16 protein-coding genes are annotated in these 15,850 nt (G+C 31.8%); 13 read left to right on the top strand and 3 right to left on the bottom strand.

The features are described 5' to 3' along the window. Positions 1-71 precede the first annotated feature (71 nt). The 8 genes from ACEQT4_RS06030 (at position 72) to ACEQT4_RS05995 (ending at position 5,985) form a co-directional block, all read left to right on the top strand. Positions 72-407, top strand: coding sequence for an arsenosugar biosynthesis-associated peroxidase-like protein (locus ACEQT4_RS06030; RefSeq protein WP_106679939.1), 336 nt, complete (start codon positions 72-74; stop codon positions 405-407). A 3-nt stretch (positions 408-410) separates the two neighbouring features. Further along, on the top strand, positions 411-1,475 hold the full coding sequence (gene arsS, locus ACEQT4_RS06025; RefSeq protein WP_370226541.1) for an arsenosugar biosynthesis radical SAM (seleno)protein ArsS: 1,065 nt from the start codon (positions 411-413) through the stop codon (positions 1,473-1,475). Position 1,476: 1 nt separating this feature from the next. Further along, on the top strand, positions 1,477-1,968 hold the full coding sequence (locus ACEQT4_RS06020) for a rhodanese-like domain-containing protein (protein WP_370226539.1): 492 nt from the start codon (positions 1,477-1,479) through the stop codon (positions 1,966-1,968). Further along, complete coding sequence (locus ACEQT4_RS06015; RefSeq protein WP_370226538.1) at positions 1,969-2,577, top strand: TIGR04282 family arsenosugar biosynthesis glycosyltransferase; 609 nt, start codon at positions 1,969-1,971, stop codon at positions 2,575-2,577. Next, positions 2,574-3,386, top strand: coding sequence for a purine-nucleoside phosphorylase (locus ACEQT4_RS06010; RefSeq protein ID WP_370226537.1), 813 nt, complete (start codon positions 2,574-2,576; stop codon positions 3,384-3,386). The genes ACEQT4_RS06015 and ACEQT4_RS06010 overlap by 4 nt, the downstream gene beginning before the upstream one ends. 74 nt (positions 3,387-3,460) lie before the next feature. Continuing rightward, a complete protein-coding gene (gene arsM / locus ACEQT4_RS06005) occupies positions 3,461-4,429 on the top strand; it encodes an arsenosugar biosynthesis arsenite methyltransferase ArsM (protein WP_370226535.1) in 969 nt (322 codons plus the stop codon). A gap of 55 nt (positions 4,430-4,484) precedes the next feature. Then, positions 4,485-5,183, top strand: coding sequence for a DUF547 domain-containing protein (locus ACEQT4_RS06000; protein WP_370226534.1), 699 nt, complete (start codon positions 4,485-4,487; stop codon positions 5,181-5,183). Continuing rightward, a complete protein-coding gene (locus tag ACEQT4_RS05995; protein ID WP_370226533.1) occupies positions 5,176-5,985 on the top strand; it encodes a glycosyltransferase family 2 protein in 810 nt (269 codons plus the stop codon). The genes ACEQT4_RS06000 and ACEQT4_RS05995 overlap by 8 nt, the downstream gene beginning before the upstream one ends. Here ACEQT4_RS05995 and ACEQT4_RS05990 read toward each other — a convergent pair. The 3 genes from ACEQT4_RS05990 to ACEQT4_RS05980 form a co-directional block, all read right to left on the bottom strand. Next, the gene (locus tag ACEQT4_RS05990; protein ID WP_370226531.1) at positions 5,982-7,241 is read right to left on the bottom strand and encodes a POTRA domain-containing protein; all 1,260 of its coding nucleotides are present in this window, start codon (positions 7,239-7,241) and stop codon (positions 5,982-5,984) included. The genes ACEQT4_RS05995 and ACEQT4_RS05990 overlap by 4 nt on opposite strands. 98 nt (positions 7,242-7,339) lie before the next feature. Next, positions 7,340-8,098 (bottom strand): metallophosphoesterase family protein, encoded by a 759-nt coding sequence (locus ACEQT4_RS05985; RefSeq protein ID WP_370226530.1) that lies wholly within the window; start codon positions 8,096-8,098, stop codon positions 7,340-7,342. A 3-nt stretch (positions 8,099-8,101) separates the two neighbouring features. Further along, entirely contained in the window at positions 8,102-9,106 is a 1,005-nt protein-coding gene (locus tag ACEQT4_RS05980; protein WP_370226529.1) for a glycoside hydrolase TIM-barrel-like domain-containing protein, read from the bottom strand. Positions 9,107-9,200: 94 nt separating this feature from the next. Here ACEQT4_RS05980 and ACEQT4_RS05975 point away from each other — a divergent pair, with 94 nt between their 5' ends. The 5 genes from ACEQT4_RS05975 (at position 9,201) to ACEQT4_RS05955 (ending at position 15,844) form a co-directional block, all read left to right on the top strand. After that, positions 9,201-10,505: an NAD(P)/FAD-dependent oxidoreductase gene (locus tag ACEQT4_RS05975; RefSeq protein ID WP_370226528.1), complete on the top strand. Its 1,305-nt coding sequence runs from the start codon at positions 9,201-9,203 to the stop codon at positions 10,503-10,505. 1 nt (position 10,506) lies between these two features. Next, positions 10,507-12,090 (top strand): 4Fe-4S binding protein, encoded by a 1,584-nt coding sequence (locus tag ACEQT4_RS05970; RefSeq protein ID WP_370226527.1) that lies wholly within the window; start codon positions 10,507-10,509, stop codon positions 12,088-12,090. Positions 12,091-12,132: 42 nt separating this feature from the next. Further along, positions 12,133-12,822 carry a glycosyltransferase family 2 protein gene (locus ACEQT4_RS05965; protein WP_336129507.1) on the top strand — a complete coding sequence of 230 codons (690 nt, stop codon included), beginning with the start codon at positions 12,133-12,135 and terminating at the stop codon, positions 12,820-12,822. A 56-nt stretch (positions 12,823-12,878) separates the two neighbouring features. Continuing rightward, the gene (locus tag ACEQT4_RS05960) at positions 12,879-14,312 is read left to right on the top strand and encodes a cellulose synthase family protein (protein ID WP_370226525.1); all 1,434 of its coding nucleotides are present in this window, start codon (positions 12,879-12,881) and stop codon (positions 14,310-14,312) included. Between the two features lie 392 nt (positions 14,313-14,704). Beyond that, a complete protein-coding gene (locus tag ACEQT4_RS05955; protein WP_370226523.1) occupies positions 14,705-15,844 on the top strand; it encodes a glycosyltransferase family 87 protein in 1,140 nt (379 codons plus the stop codon). Positions 15,845-15,850: the final 6 nt, after the last annotated feature.

Here is a 15,850-nt window from a genome sequence, read left to right as displayed (position 1 = left end):
AATAAGCCAATATTTTTTTCGACATAAAACTGTAATTTCACTTTTTACGTAACTAAATACAAACACCAATTATGTCAAAAACTTACTATGATCCTGCCGATTTAAGAAAATTTGGAAAAATCTCTGACTGGAACGAAGAGCTTGGTTCAAAATTTTTCGATTATTACAATACCGTTTTTCAAGAAGGCGCATTATCTGAAAGAGAAAAATCTTTAATCGCTTTAGCTGTTGCTCACACAATTCAATGTCCATATTGTATTGATGCATACACTGGAGACGGTTTACAACGCGGAATCACTAAAGAAGAAATGATGGAAGCCTTACATGTTGCTGGTGCAATACGTGGCGGCGCCTCTTTAGTACATGGAGTGCAAATGATGAATAAAGTGAATAAATTAGAAGGTTAATTTATGTCTAAATTAAAAACTCAATCTTTACATAAACGCGATAGTGAATTAGCAAAAACCAATAAACAGCTAGAGATTTTGTCAAATGGCATTTTTGCTAATGGCGAATTACCCACTTTTAAAGATAAAATTGCAGAAAGCAATCAATTTCCCCTTAAACCAAAACCTTTAGAAATCTTACAAATTAATGTAGGATATATGTGCAATCAAGTTTGCGAGCATTGTCATGTAGATGCTGGACCAGACCGTAAAGAGATTATGACGAAAGAAACTATGCAACAATGCTTAGATGTTATAAAATCTACAGGCGCACATACTTTAGACCTTACTGGTGGCGCACCAGAAATGAATCCTAATTTTAGATGGTTTGTAGAAGAGGCAGCTAAAGTAGGAATTAAAGATTTTATTGTTCGCTCTAACCTTACTATTATTCGTGCTAACAAAAAATATCATGACTTACCAGACTTCTTTAAAAAACATAACGTACATGTAGTATCGTCAATGCCACACTGGACAAGAGGAAAAACAGATAAACAACGTGGCGAAGGTGTTTTTGACCAATCCATACAAGCTCTAAAAGATTTAAATGCTGTTGGATATGGTATGCCAGACAGCAATCTAAAATTAGATTTAGTTTATAATCCATCTGGCGCTTTCTTACCGGCTAATCAAGCTGCAATGGAAAAAGATTTTAAAAAGGCTTTGCTTGAAGATTTTGGTATTCAATTTCATAATTTATTTGCAATCACTAATTTACCTATTAGCCGCTTTTTAGATTTCCTAATTGCTAGTGAAAATTATGAAGATTACATGTACGCTTTAGTAGATGCATTTAATCCTTCGGCAGTAGCAAATGTAATGTGCACGAATACACTATCTGTAAGTTGGGATGGTTATTTATACGACTGCGATTTTAATCAAATGCTAGATTTAAAAGTCGCTAGTAAAACTAAACATATTAGCAACTATAATGAAGAAGTTTTACAAAACAGAGATATCATAATTTCTCAACATTGTTATGGTTGTACTGCTGGCGCAGGAAGTAGTTGTCAAGGTACTGTAGCTTAAAATGAAAGTCGTTTTTTTATACATATTTACATTACTAGGAGTTCAAAGTTTTGGGCAAAAAACTTTAAATGATGTATTGAAAAAACACAATCATTCTGATATACCTTACATTAGTGTACAAGAGTTAGCTATGCCAAAAACCAAAGCTAAAATTTTGGACGCTAGAAGTTTTGAAGAATATAAAGTAAGTCATCTAAAAGATGCTGTATTTGTAGATTTTGAAAATTTCGACATAGAAAAAACAGCTCAACTTATTTCTGATAAAAACGAAATAATTGTCGTGTATTGCTCTATTGGTGTACGATCCGCAAAAATTGCTCAGCAATTAAAAGATGAAGGCTACACCAATGTTTTCAATTTGTATGGTGGTATTTTTGAATGGAAAAATAACAATTTTTCAGTTTTTGATTTAAATGAAAAAGCAACTGAAAAAGTACATGTTTACGACAAAAATTGGTCTAAATGGTTAACTAAAGGTGAAAAAGTTTTTTAAATGAATCAGAAAAATCTCATCATAACATTCACACGTAATCCAGAATTAGGAAAAGTAAAAACAAGGTTAGCTAAAACTATTGGCAATCCTTCCGCTTTAGCGATATATAAAAAATTATTAGAGCATACCGAAAGTGTGTTGAGGCCATTAAACTGCGATAAAGCTGTCTATTATTCTGTAAAAATTAGAGAAAACGACGTTTGGGACAACTCTATTTATCAAAAACATCAACAACACGGTAATGATTTAGGTCAAAGAATGGCAAATGCTTTTAAACACGGTTTTGAAAATGATTATGAAAAAATAGTTATAGTTGGCAGTGACCTTTACGACTTAAAAATAGAACACATTAACCAAGCGTTTGAAGCTTTAGAAGACAATGATGTCGTGCTTGGACCTGCCGAAGATGGCGGTTATTATTTATTAGGAATGAAGGAATTACACGCTAAATTATTTCAAAATAAAAATTGGGGAACAAGTAGCGTTTTAAAAGAAACTTTAGACAATTTAGAGCAAGAAAATGTATTTTTGTTAGAGACCTTAAACGATATTGACGTTTATAGCGACATAGAAAAATATAACGATTTAAAAGCATTAATTAAACCATGATAAAATACATTAATAAAACTGTAGATTATTTAAAAGATAAAGGATTTGAACAACCAGAAATAGGGATTATTTTAGGCACTGGTTTAGGACAATTACCAAGTCATCTAGAAACCATTGCAGAAGTTAGTTATAATCATATTCCGCACTTCCCTACTGCTACAGTCGAGTTTCATAAAGGCAAATTAATTTTTGGCAAACTAGCAGGCAAAAAAGTAATTGTCATGCAAGGTCGTTTTCATATTTATGAAGGATACACCTTACAAGATGTAACTTACCCTGTTAGGGTTATGGAAAAATTAGGCATAAACACTTTGTTAGTTTCTAACGCTGCTGGAGCTATAAATTTAGACTTCAAAAAAGGCGAACTTATGTTAATTGATGATCATATTAACTTACAAGGTAGTTCGCCATTAGCTTTTCAAGGTGTAGAAGCTTTAGGAGAACGCTTTGTAGACATGAGTGCTCCTTACAATTTAGACATTAACAGCGCAATAAAAACTATAGCGAAAAAACATAATATTTCTTTACATGAAGGTGTGTATGCAAGTGTTGTTGGTCCACAATTAGAAACTAGAGCAGAATACAGAATGCTAAAAACTATTGGCGCAGATGCTGTAGGAATGAGCACCGTACCAGAAGTAATAGTCGCAAATCACTTAAATTTAAAAGTTGCAGCTGTCTCTGTATTAACAGACGAATGTGACCCAGAAAATTTAAAACCAGTAGATATACAAGAAATTATAGCTATGGCTAACAAAGCCGAACCTGATATGATTACTTTATTTAAAGATTTAATAGAAACATTATAATAGTTAGTAGTTTTTCAGCACTCAGTTTATAATTAAAACTAAAGACTGATCTCTACCAACTGCATACTTAAACTATGAGTTACTTAAACACCACAAAAGACGTTTACAAAGAAGCTGCACTAACACCAGATGTAGGCTTATGTTGTACTACAAATCCTATTTGGGAATTACCAGGATTAAAAATCCCAAAAATTATGCAAGAGATGAATTATGGTTGCGGATCAACTGTTCATCCTCGAGATTTAACTAACAGCCCAAAAATACTTTATGTTGGTGTTGGTGGCGGAATGGAGTTACTGCAATTCGCTTATTTTTCTCGTCAAAAAAATGGCGTTATCGGTGTAGATGTTGTAGATGAAATGTTAGACGCTTCACGTAAAAATTTTAAAGAAGCCGAAGCTCAAAACACTTGGTTTAAAAGTGAATTTGTAGATCTTAAAAAAGGAGATGCTTTACACTTACCTGTTGAAGATAATAGCATTGATGTTGCAGCGCAAAACTGCTTATTCAATATTTTTAAAGCTGAAGAATTAAAGAAAGCAATAGACGAAATGTACCGTGTTTTAAAACCTCATGGTCGTTTAGTGATGAGTGATCCAACTTGCGAGCAACCAATGAATGATACGTTACGCAACGACGAAAGATTACGCGCACTTTGTTTAAGCGGTAGTTTACCAATTGCTGAGTATGTAAAAGCTTTAACCGATGCTGGTTTTGGAACTATCGAAATTAGAGCCAGAAAACCATACCGTATTTTAGACCCAAAACATTACCCAACAGACGAGCTAATCTATATAGAATCTATAGAAGTTGCCGCTATAAAAGATCCAATGCCTGCAGATGGACCTTGCATTTTTACTGGTAAAGCAGCTATTTATTATGGTGAAGAGGATTATTTTGATGATAAAGCTGGTCACGTTTTATTAAAAAACCAACCATTAGCAATTTGCGATAAAACTGCTGGAGCTTTAGCTAGTCTTGGCAGAGATGATATTTTTATTAGCGAATCTACCTTCCATTACGATGGTGGCGGATGTTGCTAGTCGATAATCGACATTTAACCATTAAAAACGTTTAACTAAAAAATAAAAAACTATTATGAAACACTTTATTTATCTATTTATTTTTAGTTGGACGTTTTTTGGTTTTTCTCAAGATTTAGATCATAAATTATGGTCAGAATTATTAACTAAACACGTTTCAGAATCTGGAGAAGTAAATTACAAGTCTTTCAAAAAAGATTCTGTAAAACTTAAAGACTACATATCATATTTAGCTAAAAACACGCCTTCAGATGGCGCTACTAAAAATGAAAAATTAGCCTACTGGATTAATCTATACAATGTGTTGACTGTAGATTTAATTGTGCGTCATTACCCAATAAAATCTATCAAAGACATAAAAAACCCTTGGAAACAACGATTATGGAAAACTGCAAATCTCAGTTATAATTTAGATGAAATTGAACACGATATTCTAAGAAAAATGAACGAACCTCGAATTCATTTTGCTATTGTTTGCGCATCAATTTCTTGTCCTAAACTTCAAAACAAAGCTTTTAAAGCAAATACTTTAGATACTCAATTAACTAAAGCTACTAAAACATTTCTGGCGGATAACACTAAAAATGAAATCACTAAAAATCAATTAAAACTTTCTAAAATTTTTAAGTGGTTTAGAAAAGATTTTGAAAATAAAGGAACTGTTATTGATTTTATAAATCAATACACTTCAACTACAATTTCTAAAGACGCAAAAATTAACTATAAAGATTATAATTGGAATTTAAATGAATAGAATTTCTATCATAATTCCTATGCTAAATGAAGCAGAACGCATTGGCAAATTGCTTCAACATCTTATTGAAAACGCTAAACAAAAGGACCAAATAGAACTTATTGTTGTAGATGGTGGAAGTACTGATAATTCGGTTGAAATAGTTGAGAAAATGATTAACGACGCATCAAGTGATTCTGATTGTAATAAAGAATTGAATCGAGATGCTAGAAAAGTTCTCGATACAAAATTTTCAACAGAAAACTTCACTCGAACTGACGCTGAAAATAGAACAAAAATTATTCTACTGAATTCCAAAAAAGGACGTGCCAAACAGATGAATATTGGCGCAAAAGCTGCTACAGGAACTATATTATATTTTTTACATGCCGATTCTTTTCCTCCAAAACACTTTGATCAATTCATTTTAAATGAAATACAAAAGGATAATCACGCAGGTTGTTTTAGATTAAAATTTGATAGTAACCATTGGTGGCTACGTATGGCTGGATGGTTTACAAAATTTAATTTTAAAGCATGTCGTGGCGGCGACCAAAGTTTATTTGTTACAAAAGCATTGTTTAATAAAATTGGTGGTTTTGATGAGTCTTATATTATTTACGAAGACAATATTTTTATAAGTCAGTTATATGATTGCAATCAATTTATTGTAATTAATTCACCTATAACTACCTCTGCAAGGTTATATAAAAAACATGGCGTGTTTAAACTTCAATATCATTTTTGGATGATATATTTAAAAAAGTGGCTTGGCGCTTCGGCTATAGATTTGCACAAGTATTACAAGAAGCACATTTCTTAAAAATATTGGCCAATACCAAACACAAAACCTCTTGCATCGTTTTTAGAAATTCCGTAACCGTAATCAATTCTAAATACAGCATTAAAAATAGTTTTATGTATAAAACGTAATCCTAGACCAGGAAAAACTCTAATGTTATCTGAAGTTACAAAATCGGTAAAATTCCCTCCAGGATTTCGCCAACTTCCAGCATCTACAAATGCATTACCTTGCAACACAAACCAACCTTTTTCATATAAAGTACGTCTGTATTCTGTATTTAAAACTATTGCACCTGTACCACGATCTATGGTGTTACCAACACCTCTAATATTTAAATTATTATCTAAAGAAAACGGTGCAAAAGCACTATCATTATTAGTAGCCAAACCTAATCGTAATCTTGATGCCCAATTGCCTTTTTCTCCTACTTTTTTGTAATAATTAAAATCGTTCCAACCTATTAAAAATGTTGGTAAGACATCATTATTAGAGATTACATATTGCAGATTTAGCAAACTTTTAAAACCAGTTACGTATTGGTATTCAAAGTCAAGATTATTATACTCATAAAGTCCTTTAACCATCACTTTATTAGCACTAATATTTTTAAATTGGTTTGATATGGTTTGATCCTCTAGATAATCGTAATTCTCTTTAAATAAGTTTAATCCTAGTTCTAGTCGATTATTAAAATCTGGCTGATATAAACCAAGTACTTCATAAGATGTATTTTGATATTTATAATTTACAGTTCCTGAATTAAAAAACACTGGTTCTTGTGTTTGCCAATCCATATGATTTACAGCAAGACCAAATTTCCTATTAAACAAAAAAGGCGCTCTAAAATTTACACCATAAGAGCTATAAATATCTTTTTGGTAAAAACCACCAAAGGTCATGTTTTGACCAAATAAGTTAAACTCGTACAATCCTAATCTGTACGCAAACTCATCATCATTAGATGTATACACATTTACTGAAGGAATAATTGTAAAATTTTCTTCTACAATGTAAACTACTTCATAAGTTCCGTCTTGTAGTTTTTTAGTTGTATAATTTGCATGAGCAATAGATGGAAGTCGTTTTAAAAGCTTAATATCTTCTTCTATCAAAGTTGAATCTAACACAGATTGCTCTGAAAGTCGAGAAACTTTATTTATAAAAGAAGTCTTTAGTTTTTTATTACCCTCAATTTTAAAATTTGAAACGTTTTGAGAAAAAGCGGTTGTAAATAGCAATGAAAATAAAATGGTTTGTAAATATTTTATAGACATATTAATGATGTTTAGTTAGTATCACTTAATTTGATAATTATTAGTCTTAACTATTTATACAACCTTACGTTTAAGCACCTAACTAAGTAAACATTAAATTATTTTTTCCTTTTTATTAAACGATATGAATTAGTATTTCTTCCAGATTCGTTAGGATACATTTTGTAAACTTCATCACTTTGAAACACCTGTTTTGTATCCAAATCTATTGCCGATAATTTACCCGTAAATGCTGCGCCAGTATCTACATTCCAAATATTAACAGCATGCATTGGTTGATCTTGAGAAAACCTGATAGTTGGTGTATGACCAATAAAAATTTCGGTGTAGTGTTTTAATCGGTTTGGGTATAATTCTGAGTCTTTTTCAATGCGTTTATCCATGGTTATTGCCATTTCCCAAAGTGTACGATCGTAATAAAAATTCTCAATCTGGTATTCTCTTTCAACACCATGAACAGATGTAAATCCTGCATGAATAAACAACCTATTATTTTCATCTAAGTGATACATTTGCATTGCTTCAAAAAACTGTAAGTGATGCTGCTTTTCTTCATCTGAAAAAGCATTATAACTTTCAATAGTTTCTTTTCCACCATGTTGATACCACGATTGATTAATCAAGTTTTCTCTAAGCCAATCTTCGCACCAAGCGTCATGATTTCCTTTTATAAAAATACAAGTATTAGTTTTAGACAATTCTATTAAATATTGAATTACTTGAGCAGATTCGCTCCAACCATCTACGTAATCTCCTAAAAAAATAAGACAATCTTCTTCTGAAACTTTTGCGCGCTCCAATAGTTGAATTAGCGCTTTTAATCCGCCGTGTATATCTCCAATCACTAATGTCCTCATAGATTATTTTTTATAATACTGTCTAATAATTTCTTCAGCAGGTTTATTTTGTGGTGTAAACATATTGTCTTTTGCGCCACCAGATTGCTCGTAATTATGAAACCACTTCCAAACAAATCCACCAGCAAACCAGTCTTCTTCCCAAAAGGTTTTAAATAAAGCTTTTGTGGTATTTACTTGCGCTTCTAGGTTTGGATTAGCGTCATAATTACCGGTTAACCATGGTTTTTTACCAGAAAAATCAAAACTACGGTAACCAAATTCAGTAAACAAAATAGGCTTTTTTGTGGTTTTTTGTACATTTTTAATATCTGGCAAATGCGCATTCCAACCTTGTAAACAATCTACTACAGTTGGTGTTTTTAAATCACTTACAGGAAAATACGCATCTATTCCAACGTAGTCTAAATCTGCCCAAAATGGTGTTTTTGTAAACTCGTTCCAATTGGCTGCATATGTAAGTTTACCTTTGTAAATCGTTCTAATTTTTTTAATTAATTGCGTCCAAAACTTTGGTCGATGTGCAACAAAATTTTCAAGTTCTGTACCAATACAAAACATATCAACGTTGATGTCTTCGGCTACTTTTGCAAAATCTAAAATAAAGTTTTCATAGGTCTGTTCTAATTCTTGCCATTCTTGTTCAGTATTCATTTTTATAAAACCTGTAAATTCGCCACGCCAAACCCAAATTTGAGGCTTTATCATTATTTTAATTTGTTGTTTTTTAAGTGTTTTAACGTACTGCTTTACACCTTTATCAGTTTCGCCAAACCATTGTCTATTTGTATTATAAATAATTTCTGGATGCTCTAAACTTTTTATAAATCCAAATGGCATAATCGCAGCATAATTAGCATTTAAATTTACTACTGGTTTTGTATGTTTTTCTGAAATACTATCGCGAGATGCCACAAAACTTACACCATTAATTTTTTCTGTTTTAGGTAAAGTCATACTACACGAAACCAATAATAAGACCGTACACAAAAGTGAAAAGTGCTTCATAACTGTTAATTTATTTATAAATTTAAACAAACTTGAATAATGTAATTAAGGTTTTAACAAAAGCTTCGACTTAAAGCCTAACTAAACTAATTATATGGAACACATAGCCATAATAGGTAATGGAATATCTGGCGTGACTTTAGCAAGACACATTAGAAAATTATCTGATAAAAAAATCACCATTATATCTGCTGAAAGCGATTATTTTTTCTCGCGTACTGCGCTTATGTATGTATATATGGGACATATGAAGTTTGAGCACACACAACCTTATGAAAATTGGTTTTGGAAGAAAAACAATATCGAACTAAAAAAAGGGTATGTAAAGACTATTGACACTGATAATAAAACACTTCATTTTGCAGAAGGTGACCAAATGAGTTATGACAAATTAGTCATTGCAACAGGTAGCAAACCTAACAAGTTTGGTTGGCCAGGTGAAGATCTAAAAGGTGTGCAAGGCTTATACAGCAAACAAGATTTAGAACATCTTGAAATCTATGCGCCAAATAATAAAGTTTGTAAACGCGCCGTCATTGTTGGTGGTGGATTAATTGGTATTGAATTGGCAGAAATGTTAAATTCTAGAAATATTCCGGTAACATTTTTAGTTCGTGAAAGCAGTTTTTGGAATAGCGTTTTACCAGAAGGCGAAAGTCAAATGCTAAACAGACACATCAAAAATCATCATATCGATTTAAGACTTTCAACTAATTTAAAAGAAATCATTTCTGATGATAACGAAAAAGTAAAATCCATCATTATTGAAGAAACAGGCGAAGAAATTCCGTGTGATTTTGTAGGCTTAACTGCTGGTGTTACACCTAACATTTCATTTTTAAAAGAAAGCAACATAGAAACCAATATAGGCGTTTTAGTCAATCGATTTTTAGAAACCAACATTAAAGATATTTATGCAATTGGCGACTGTGCTGAGCAACGCAAAGCTATTGGTAATCGCAGACCTATTGAAGCGGTTTGGTACACAGGTCGCATGATGGGCGAAACTCTGGCACAAACCATTTGCGGCAATCCTACTGAATACAAACCAGGACATTGGTTTAACAGCGCTAAATTTATAGACATAGAATACCAAACCTATGGTTGGGTACATGGTAAAAAAGGAAGACCTGATTACGAAACTCATTTTCATTGGAAACATGACGATGACACCAAATGCATTACCATAGCTTACCATAAAAACACCAATCAGTTTTTAGGAATAAACACCTTTGGCATTAGACTACGTCACGAAATTTTTGATAAATGGCTAACCGAAAAGCGAGATTTAGACTATGTCATTAATCATCTAGAGCAAGCCAATTTTGATCCAGAATTTTACAAGCGATTTGAAAACGAGATAAAAGAAACGTACAATAACACCTTACAAACTAACTAACATGAGCTTAAAATTAAATTACAGTATGTCTTTGGCTAATTCTTACGGATTAACAAAAACTCAAAAAATAGCGTCAGCAGTTGGCATATTAGGACTTTTTATTTTGGTGTTAGCATTATTTAATGTTCAATTCCCTAACAAAACTATAGCTTTGTCTATTGCTTTAACCTTAATGTTTGTCGGGACTATATGGTTTTCTAATAGTTTATACTTAAATAAATCTAAAGGCATTAAAAATGATGGTGTTTGGTTTAAATCTTTATCTTCAAGAGGTTTAGTCGGTTGGCTAATTGGTGTCGTTTTAACCTTATTTTACATTGTACTTTATTTTTATCCGCAATATTTAGGTTTAGCTCAAAAAGGTGAAGAAAACACAGGTTTAGTTGCTCTTTTTGATCCTTTAAGTCAACTTTTAAGCGGCAGAGACGCCAGTCAATGGTTTGTATACGGTACGTTATATACAGTTGCTATTTTGGTTTTTGGCTATAAATTCATTTTAAAATATAGACATAATCGCTATGAGCAAATCCGCACTATTTCGGTCATGTTTTTTCAATTGGCTTTTGCGTTTTTAATTCCAGAATTTATGTACGTAATGAATAGCGATTTACCGTACTACGATTTAAAAAACATTTGGCCTCTTAATTATTATAACTTTGAAAGTTACCGAGTAAAAGCATTTATAAGCGCAGGAAACATTGGATTAGCGATGCTAATTTTTGGTATCGTTTCAATATTTGTTATTACACCTATTTTAACTTATAAGTACGGTAAACGTTGGTACTGTTCTTGGGTTTGTGGTTGTGGTGGATTAGCCGAAACAGCTGGTGATAGCTTTAGACAATTAAGTGACAAATCTCAATTTGCTTGGAAAGTAGAGCGTTGGGTAATTCACTCGGTTTTAGTATTTGTTGTACTTATGACTACAGCTGTAATACATAGTTATTTGGGTAATGATACCAGCAAATATTGGCTTACAAAATCGTCGTTTTTAATTTTTGTTGCATCGTTTTTAACTATCATTTTTGCTGGCACAATGATTTTTAAAAGAAATGAACTAGCAAAAGACGCTAAATATGGTGCTATTGGCTACTTTGTAATTATCATGACGTTATTTGCTTTGCACTATTTTAGTAAAGACAATTCGTTATTTTTATTTAAATCTGAAAGCTTAAGAAAAAGCTACGGATTTTTAATCGGTTCTATATTTTCTGGTGTTATTGGTACTGGCTTCTACCCTATTTTTGGCAGTCGTGTTTGGTGTAGATTTGGTTGTCCTATGGCGGCAATTTTAGGATTTCAGCAACGTTTATTTTCAAAATTCAGAATTACCACCAACGGTGGACAATGTATTTCTTGCGGAAATTGCTCTACCTATTGCGAAATGGGAATAGATGTACGTGCTTATGCTCAAAAAGGCGAAAACATTGTACGTTCTAGTTGTGTTGGCTGTGGTATTTGTAGTGCAGTTTGTCCAAGAGGCGTTTTAAAATTAGAAAACGACAGCATGAAAGGACGTATAAACCCTAACGAAATCCTTCTTGGAAACGATGTAGATTTAATGGATTTAATAAATAACAAATAATCCAAAAACAATTGTATTTTTGCGCTAAGATTAAATGCCTAAATGCCCAAAATAAAAGTCATTATTCCTGCTTTTAACGAGCAAGACTCAATTGCAAATGTTATACAAGACATTCCTTCTTTAGTAGAAGAAGTTATTGTAGTTAGCAACAATTCTACAGATCTTACAGAAGTTAATGCAAAACATGCAGGTGCAACCGTATTAACAGAAAACAGAAAAGGTTATGGTTATGCGTGTTTAAAAGGTATGGATTACATCTCTAAGCAACAGTCTAAACCTGATATTATTGTATTTTTAGATGGTGATTATAGTGATTATCCAGAAGAACTTACTAAAATAATTGCTCCTATTATTGAAGATAATATTGACTTAGTTATTGGTAGTCGTGTTAAAGAATTAAGAGAAGATGGTGCTATGACGCCTCAACAAATCTTCGGAAATTGGCTAGCAACCAAATTAATGTCACTTTTTTTTAAGGCTAAATTTACAGACCTTGGTCCCTTTAGAGCTATTAAGTACGACAAGCTGTTAGCCCTTAATATGGTTGACAAAACGTACGGTTGGACAGTAGAAATGCAGTTAAAAGCATTAAAGCAAAAACTTAGTTATACAGAAGTACCTGTAAACTACAGAAATAGAATTGGTGTCTCAAAAGTTTCAGGAACCATAAAAGGTAGTATATTTGCAGGCATAAAAATTTTGTCCTGGATTTTCAAATATAGTTTTAAATAGTGATTTTAGAAACCACATTAATAGTCATTTACAGCATTTCGCTAATTTTAATTTTCATGTACGCGTTAGCGCAATTAAACTTAATGTTTAATTATTTAGCAGCTCAACGTAAAAAGGATAAGTGTCCAAAATTCAATTTAAATAATCCAGAAGAAGTACCTTATGTAACCATACAACTTCCTGTATTTAACGAGTTGTATGTTATGGACAGATTATTAGACAACATTGCTTTAATAGATTATCCAAAGGATAAATTAGAAATTCAAGTTTTAGACGATTCTACAGACGAAACCGTAATTACAACCAAAGCACACGTAGAAAAGCTTGCAGCAACAGGATTAGACATCAAACATATTACCAGAACCAACAGACAAGGGTTTAAAGCTGGTGCATTAAAAGAAGGATTAGAAATTGCAAAAGGAGAATTTATCGCCATTTTTGATGCCGATTTCTTACCAGAACACGACTGGTTACAAAAAACAATCCCATATTTTAAAAATGATAAAATTGGTGTTGTACAAACACGTTGGGCACATATCAACCGCGATTATTCAACATTAACAAAAATACAAGCATTTGCTTTAGATGCACATTTTACATTAGAGCAAGTTGGACGTAATAGCAAAGGTCATTTTATCAACTTTAACGGTACTGCTGGTGTATGGCGTAAAGATTGTATTATTGATGCAGGAAATTGGGAAGGCGATACACTTACCGAAGACTTAGATTTAAGTTACCGTGCACAGCTTAAAAACTGGGAATTTAAATATCTAGAAGATGTTGAAACTCCAGCCGAATTACCTGTAGTTATCAGTGCAGCAAGATCACAACAATTTAGATGGAATAAAGGTGGCGCAGAAAACTTTAGAAAAATGCTTTGGCGCGTTTTAACTAGCAAGAATATTTCTGCTAAAACCAAATTACACGGTATTTTACATTTGTTAAATAGTACCATGTTTTTAAATGTATTAATTGTTGGTATTTTAAGTATACCAATGCTTTACATTAAAAACGAATATGCGCATTTAAGACCATACTTTTACATTATGAGCTTTTTTGTAATGAGTACTATTATCTTCTTTGTTTGTTATTGGATAATGTACAAACGTAGTCATGGCAATACGTTTAAAGATTTTATCAAATATATTGGTATGTTCTTTACGTTTTTCTCTATCGCAATGGGCTTTTCTTTACATAATTCTATTGCTGTTTTAGAAGGACATATTGGTAAACGAAGCGAGTTTGTACGTACTCCAAAATTCAACATTAGTTCACTTAAAGACAGTTGGAAAGGCAATAAATACTTACGCAAAAACATAAGTATTAACGTTGTTTTTGAAGGTCTTTTAATGGTTTATTTCGCTTTCGGAATGTACAGTGCATTCATAGTTGGTGATCAAGGTGGTGATTTTGGATTATTCCCTTTCCACTTAATGCTTACAATTGGTTTTGGATTTGTATTCTTTAAGTCTTTAACTTCAAAAGCTTAGTTTTTTTTGGGCGTTACCACAAGTGGTCGCGCTATCCATTACTAGTTTTGGCTCGATGCAAGCCTCGCCAAAAGCTAACCATTACTATCGCTAACGCATGTACTTGCCAACAACAAGTTCTAAACCTACTATAAAGCTTACTTTACAGCTTTATTAGCTATATTTGAGTAATGCAAATAAATACAACATTTTTCAAACTAAATAAGATTTCAATACTTCTTACGTTTGCTTGTTTATTATTCTATTTTAGTTTTGCCTATAATTTAGCACGGACAGACTATATTAAGCTTATAACGCTTTATGTAGCTTTATTTATAGTAAGTTATAAATTAATACAAATAACTAGTGGTAACTTTAAGTTTTTACTTGTAGCAGCCATTTTATGTCGGCTTGTGTTTTTATTAGCAACTCCTAATCTATCTCAAGATTTTTATCGCTTTATTTGGGATGGATACCTTAATCAATTAGGTATCAATCCTTACCTATATTCTGCTACCGAAATTATTAATCAAAACTTAGTGTCTAACATTCCAAATCAGCAACAACTTTACGATGGTATGGGCTGGCTTAGTCAAGGTAACAACAGTAATTATCCGCCTATTAATCAGTTGTTTTTTGTACTTGGTAATTGGTTTCCGGGAAGCGGTATACTAAGTTCTATAATTGGAATGCGCATATGTATTATCCTTGCTGATATTGGAGTGATATTTTATGGTAGAAAATTATTAAGAGCTTTTCAACTTCCAGAAAATTCTATTTTTCTATATGCGTTAAACCCTTTAATTATTATTGAATTAACTGGTAATTTACATTTTGAAAGCATAATGATATTTTTTATCATATTTAGTCTTTACCTTCTTCATAAAGGCAAATGGTTTTGGTCTGCTATATGTTTTGCATTTGCAATTTCAACTAAATTAATACCTATTTTATTATTACCATTTTTTATAAAATGGTTTTTAAAACACCACAACTTAAAATCCTTAATTGGTTTTTATGCTGTTATTGGTATTACTGTACTATTATTATTTTTACCCTTTATAAGTTCAGATTTTATTACAAATTATTCTAAAACAACAGCGCTTTGGTTTAATAATTTTGAATTTAATGCTAGTATCTATTACATTGCAAGAGCTATTGGATACAGTATATCTGGATATAATCAAATTGCTATTATTGGTAAATGCTTAGCACTTTTAATTTTTATAATTGTTTGGTCTTTAGCTTTGTTTAGAAAAGTAAATAATATGCAACAATTAATAGTTAACATGCTTTTAGGCTTGACAGTTTACTTTTTATTAAGCACTACCGTTCATCCATGGTATTTAGCTACATTGGTACTTCTTTCGGTGTTTTCTAATTATAAATATGTAATAGTCTGGAGCTTAGTTATCGTGTTAAGTTACCTAGCATATGCAAATAAAGATAATACCGAAAACTTGTGGTTAATTGGTATTGAATATTCTATCGTATTTCTATTTATTATTGGTGAAATTTTCAACCTAAAAACTATCAAAAACATTAAAATATAACAGCAT

Origin of the sequence: Mesoflavibacter sp. (assembly GCF_964226795.1) — a bacterium.
Classification (GTDB): domain Bacteria; phylum Bacteroidota; class Bacteroidia; order Flavobacteriales; family Flavobacteriaceae; genus Mesoflavibacter; species Mesoflavibacter zeaxanthinifaciens.
The sequence above is the reverse complement of the archived record's forward strand: the minus strand, read 5'-3'. Positions and strand labels throughout refer to the sequence as shown.

What these genes read in the sequence shown, in the direction of transcription:
- ACEQT4_RS05985 (WP_370226530.1), bottom strand. Translation starts at nt 8,098, where the DNA reads ATGAGGACATTAGTGATTGGAGATATACACGGCGGATTAAAAGCGCTA.
- ACEQT4_RS06000 (WP_370226534.1), top strand. Translation starts at nt 4,485, where the DNA reads ATGAAACACTTTATTTATCTATTTATTTTTAGTTGGACGTTTTTTGGT.
- ACEQT4_RS05975 (WP_370226528.1), top strand. Translation starts at nt 9,201, where the DNA reads ATGGAACACATAGCCATAATAGGTAATGGAATATCTGGCGTGACTTTA.
- ACEQT4_RS05970 (WP_370226527.1), top strand. Translation starts at nt 10,507, where the DNA reads ATGAGCTTAAAATTAAATTACAGTATGTCTTTGGCTAATTCTTACGGA.
- arsS (WP_370226541.1), top strand. Translation starts at nt 411, where the DNA reads ATGTCTAAATTAAAAACTCAATCTTTACATAAACGCGATAGTGAATTA.
- ACEQT4_RS06020 (WP_370226539.1), top strand. Translation starts at nt 1,477, where the DNA reads ATGAAAGTCGTTTTTTTATACATATTTACATTACTAGGAGTTCAAAGT.
- ACEQT4_RS05990 (WP_370226531.1), bottom strand. Translation starts at nt 7,241, where the DNA reads ATGTCTATAAAATATTTACAAACCATTTTATTTTCATTGCTATTTACA.
- ACEQT4_RS05965 (WP_336129507.1), top strand. Translation starts at nt 12,133, where the DNA reads ATGCCCAAAATAAAAGTCATTATTCCTGCTTTTAACGAGCAAGACTCA.
- ACEQT4_RS06030 (WP_106679939.1), top strand. Translation starts at nt 72, where the DNA reads ATGTCAAAAACTTACTATGATCCTGCCGATTTAAGAAAATTTGGAAAA.
- arsM (WP_370226535.1), top strand. Translation starts at nt 3,461, where the DNA reads ATGAGTTACTTAAACACCACAAAAGACGTTTACAAAGAAGCTGCACTA.
- ACEQT4_RS05980 (WP_370226529.1), bottom strand. Translation starts at nt 9,106, where the DNA reads ATGAAGCACTTTTCACTTTTGTGTACGGTCTTATTATTGGTTTCGTGT.
- ACEQT4_RS06010 (WP_370226537.1), top strand. Translation starts at nt 2,574, where the DNA reads ATGATAAAATACATTAATAAAACTGTAGATTATTTAAAAGATAAAGGA.
- ACEQT4_RS05960 (WP_370226525.1), top strand. Translation starts at nt 12,879, where the DNA reads ATGTACGCGTTAGCGCAATTAAACTTAATGTTTAATTATTTAGCAGCT.
- ACEQT4_RS06015 (WP_370226538.1), top strand. Translation starts at nt 1,969, where the DNA reads ATGAATCAGAAAAATCTCATCATAACATTCACACGTAATCCAGAATTA.
- ACEQT4_RS05995 (WP_370226533.1), top strand. Translation starts at nt 5,176, where the DNA reads ATGAATAGAATTTCTATCATAATTCCTATGCTAAATGAAGCAGAACGC.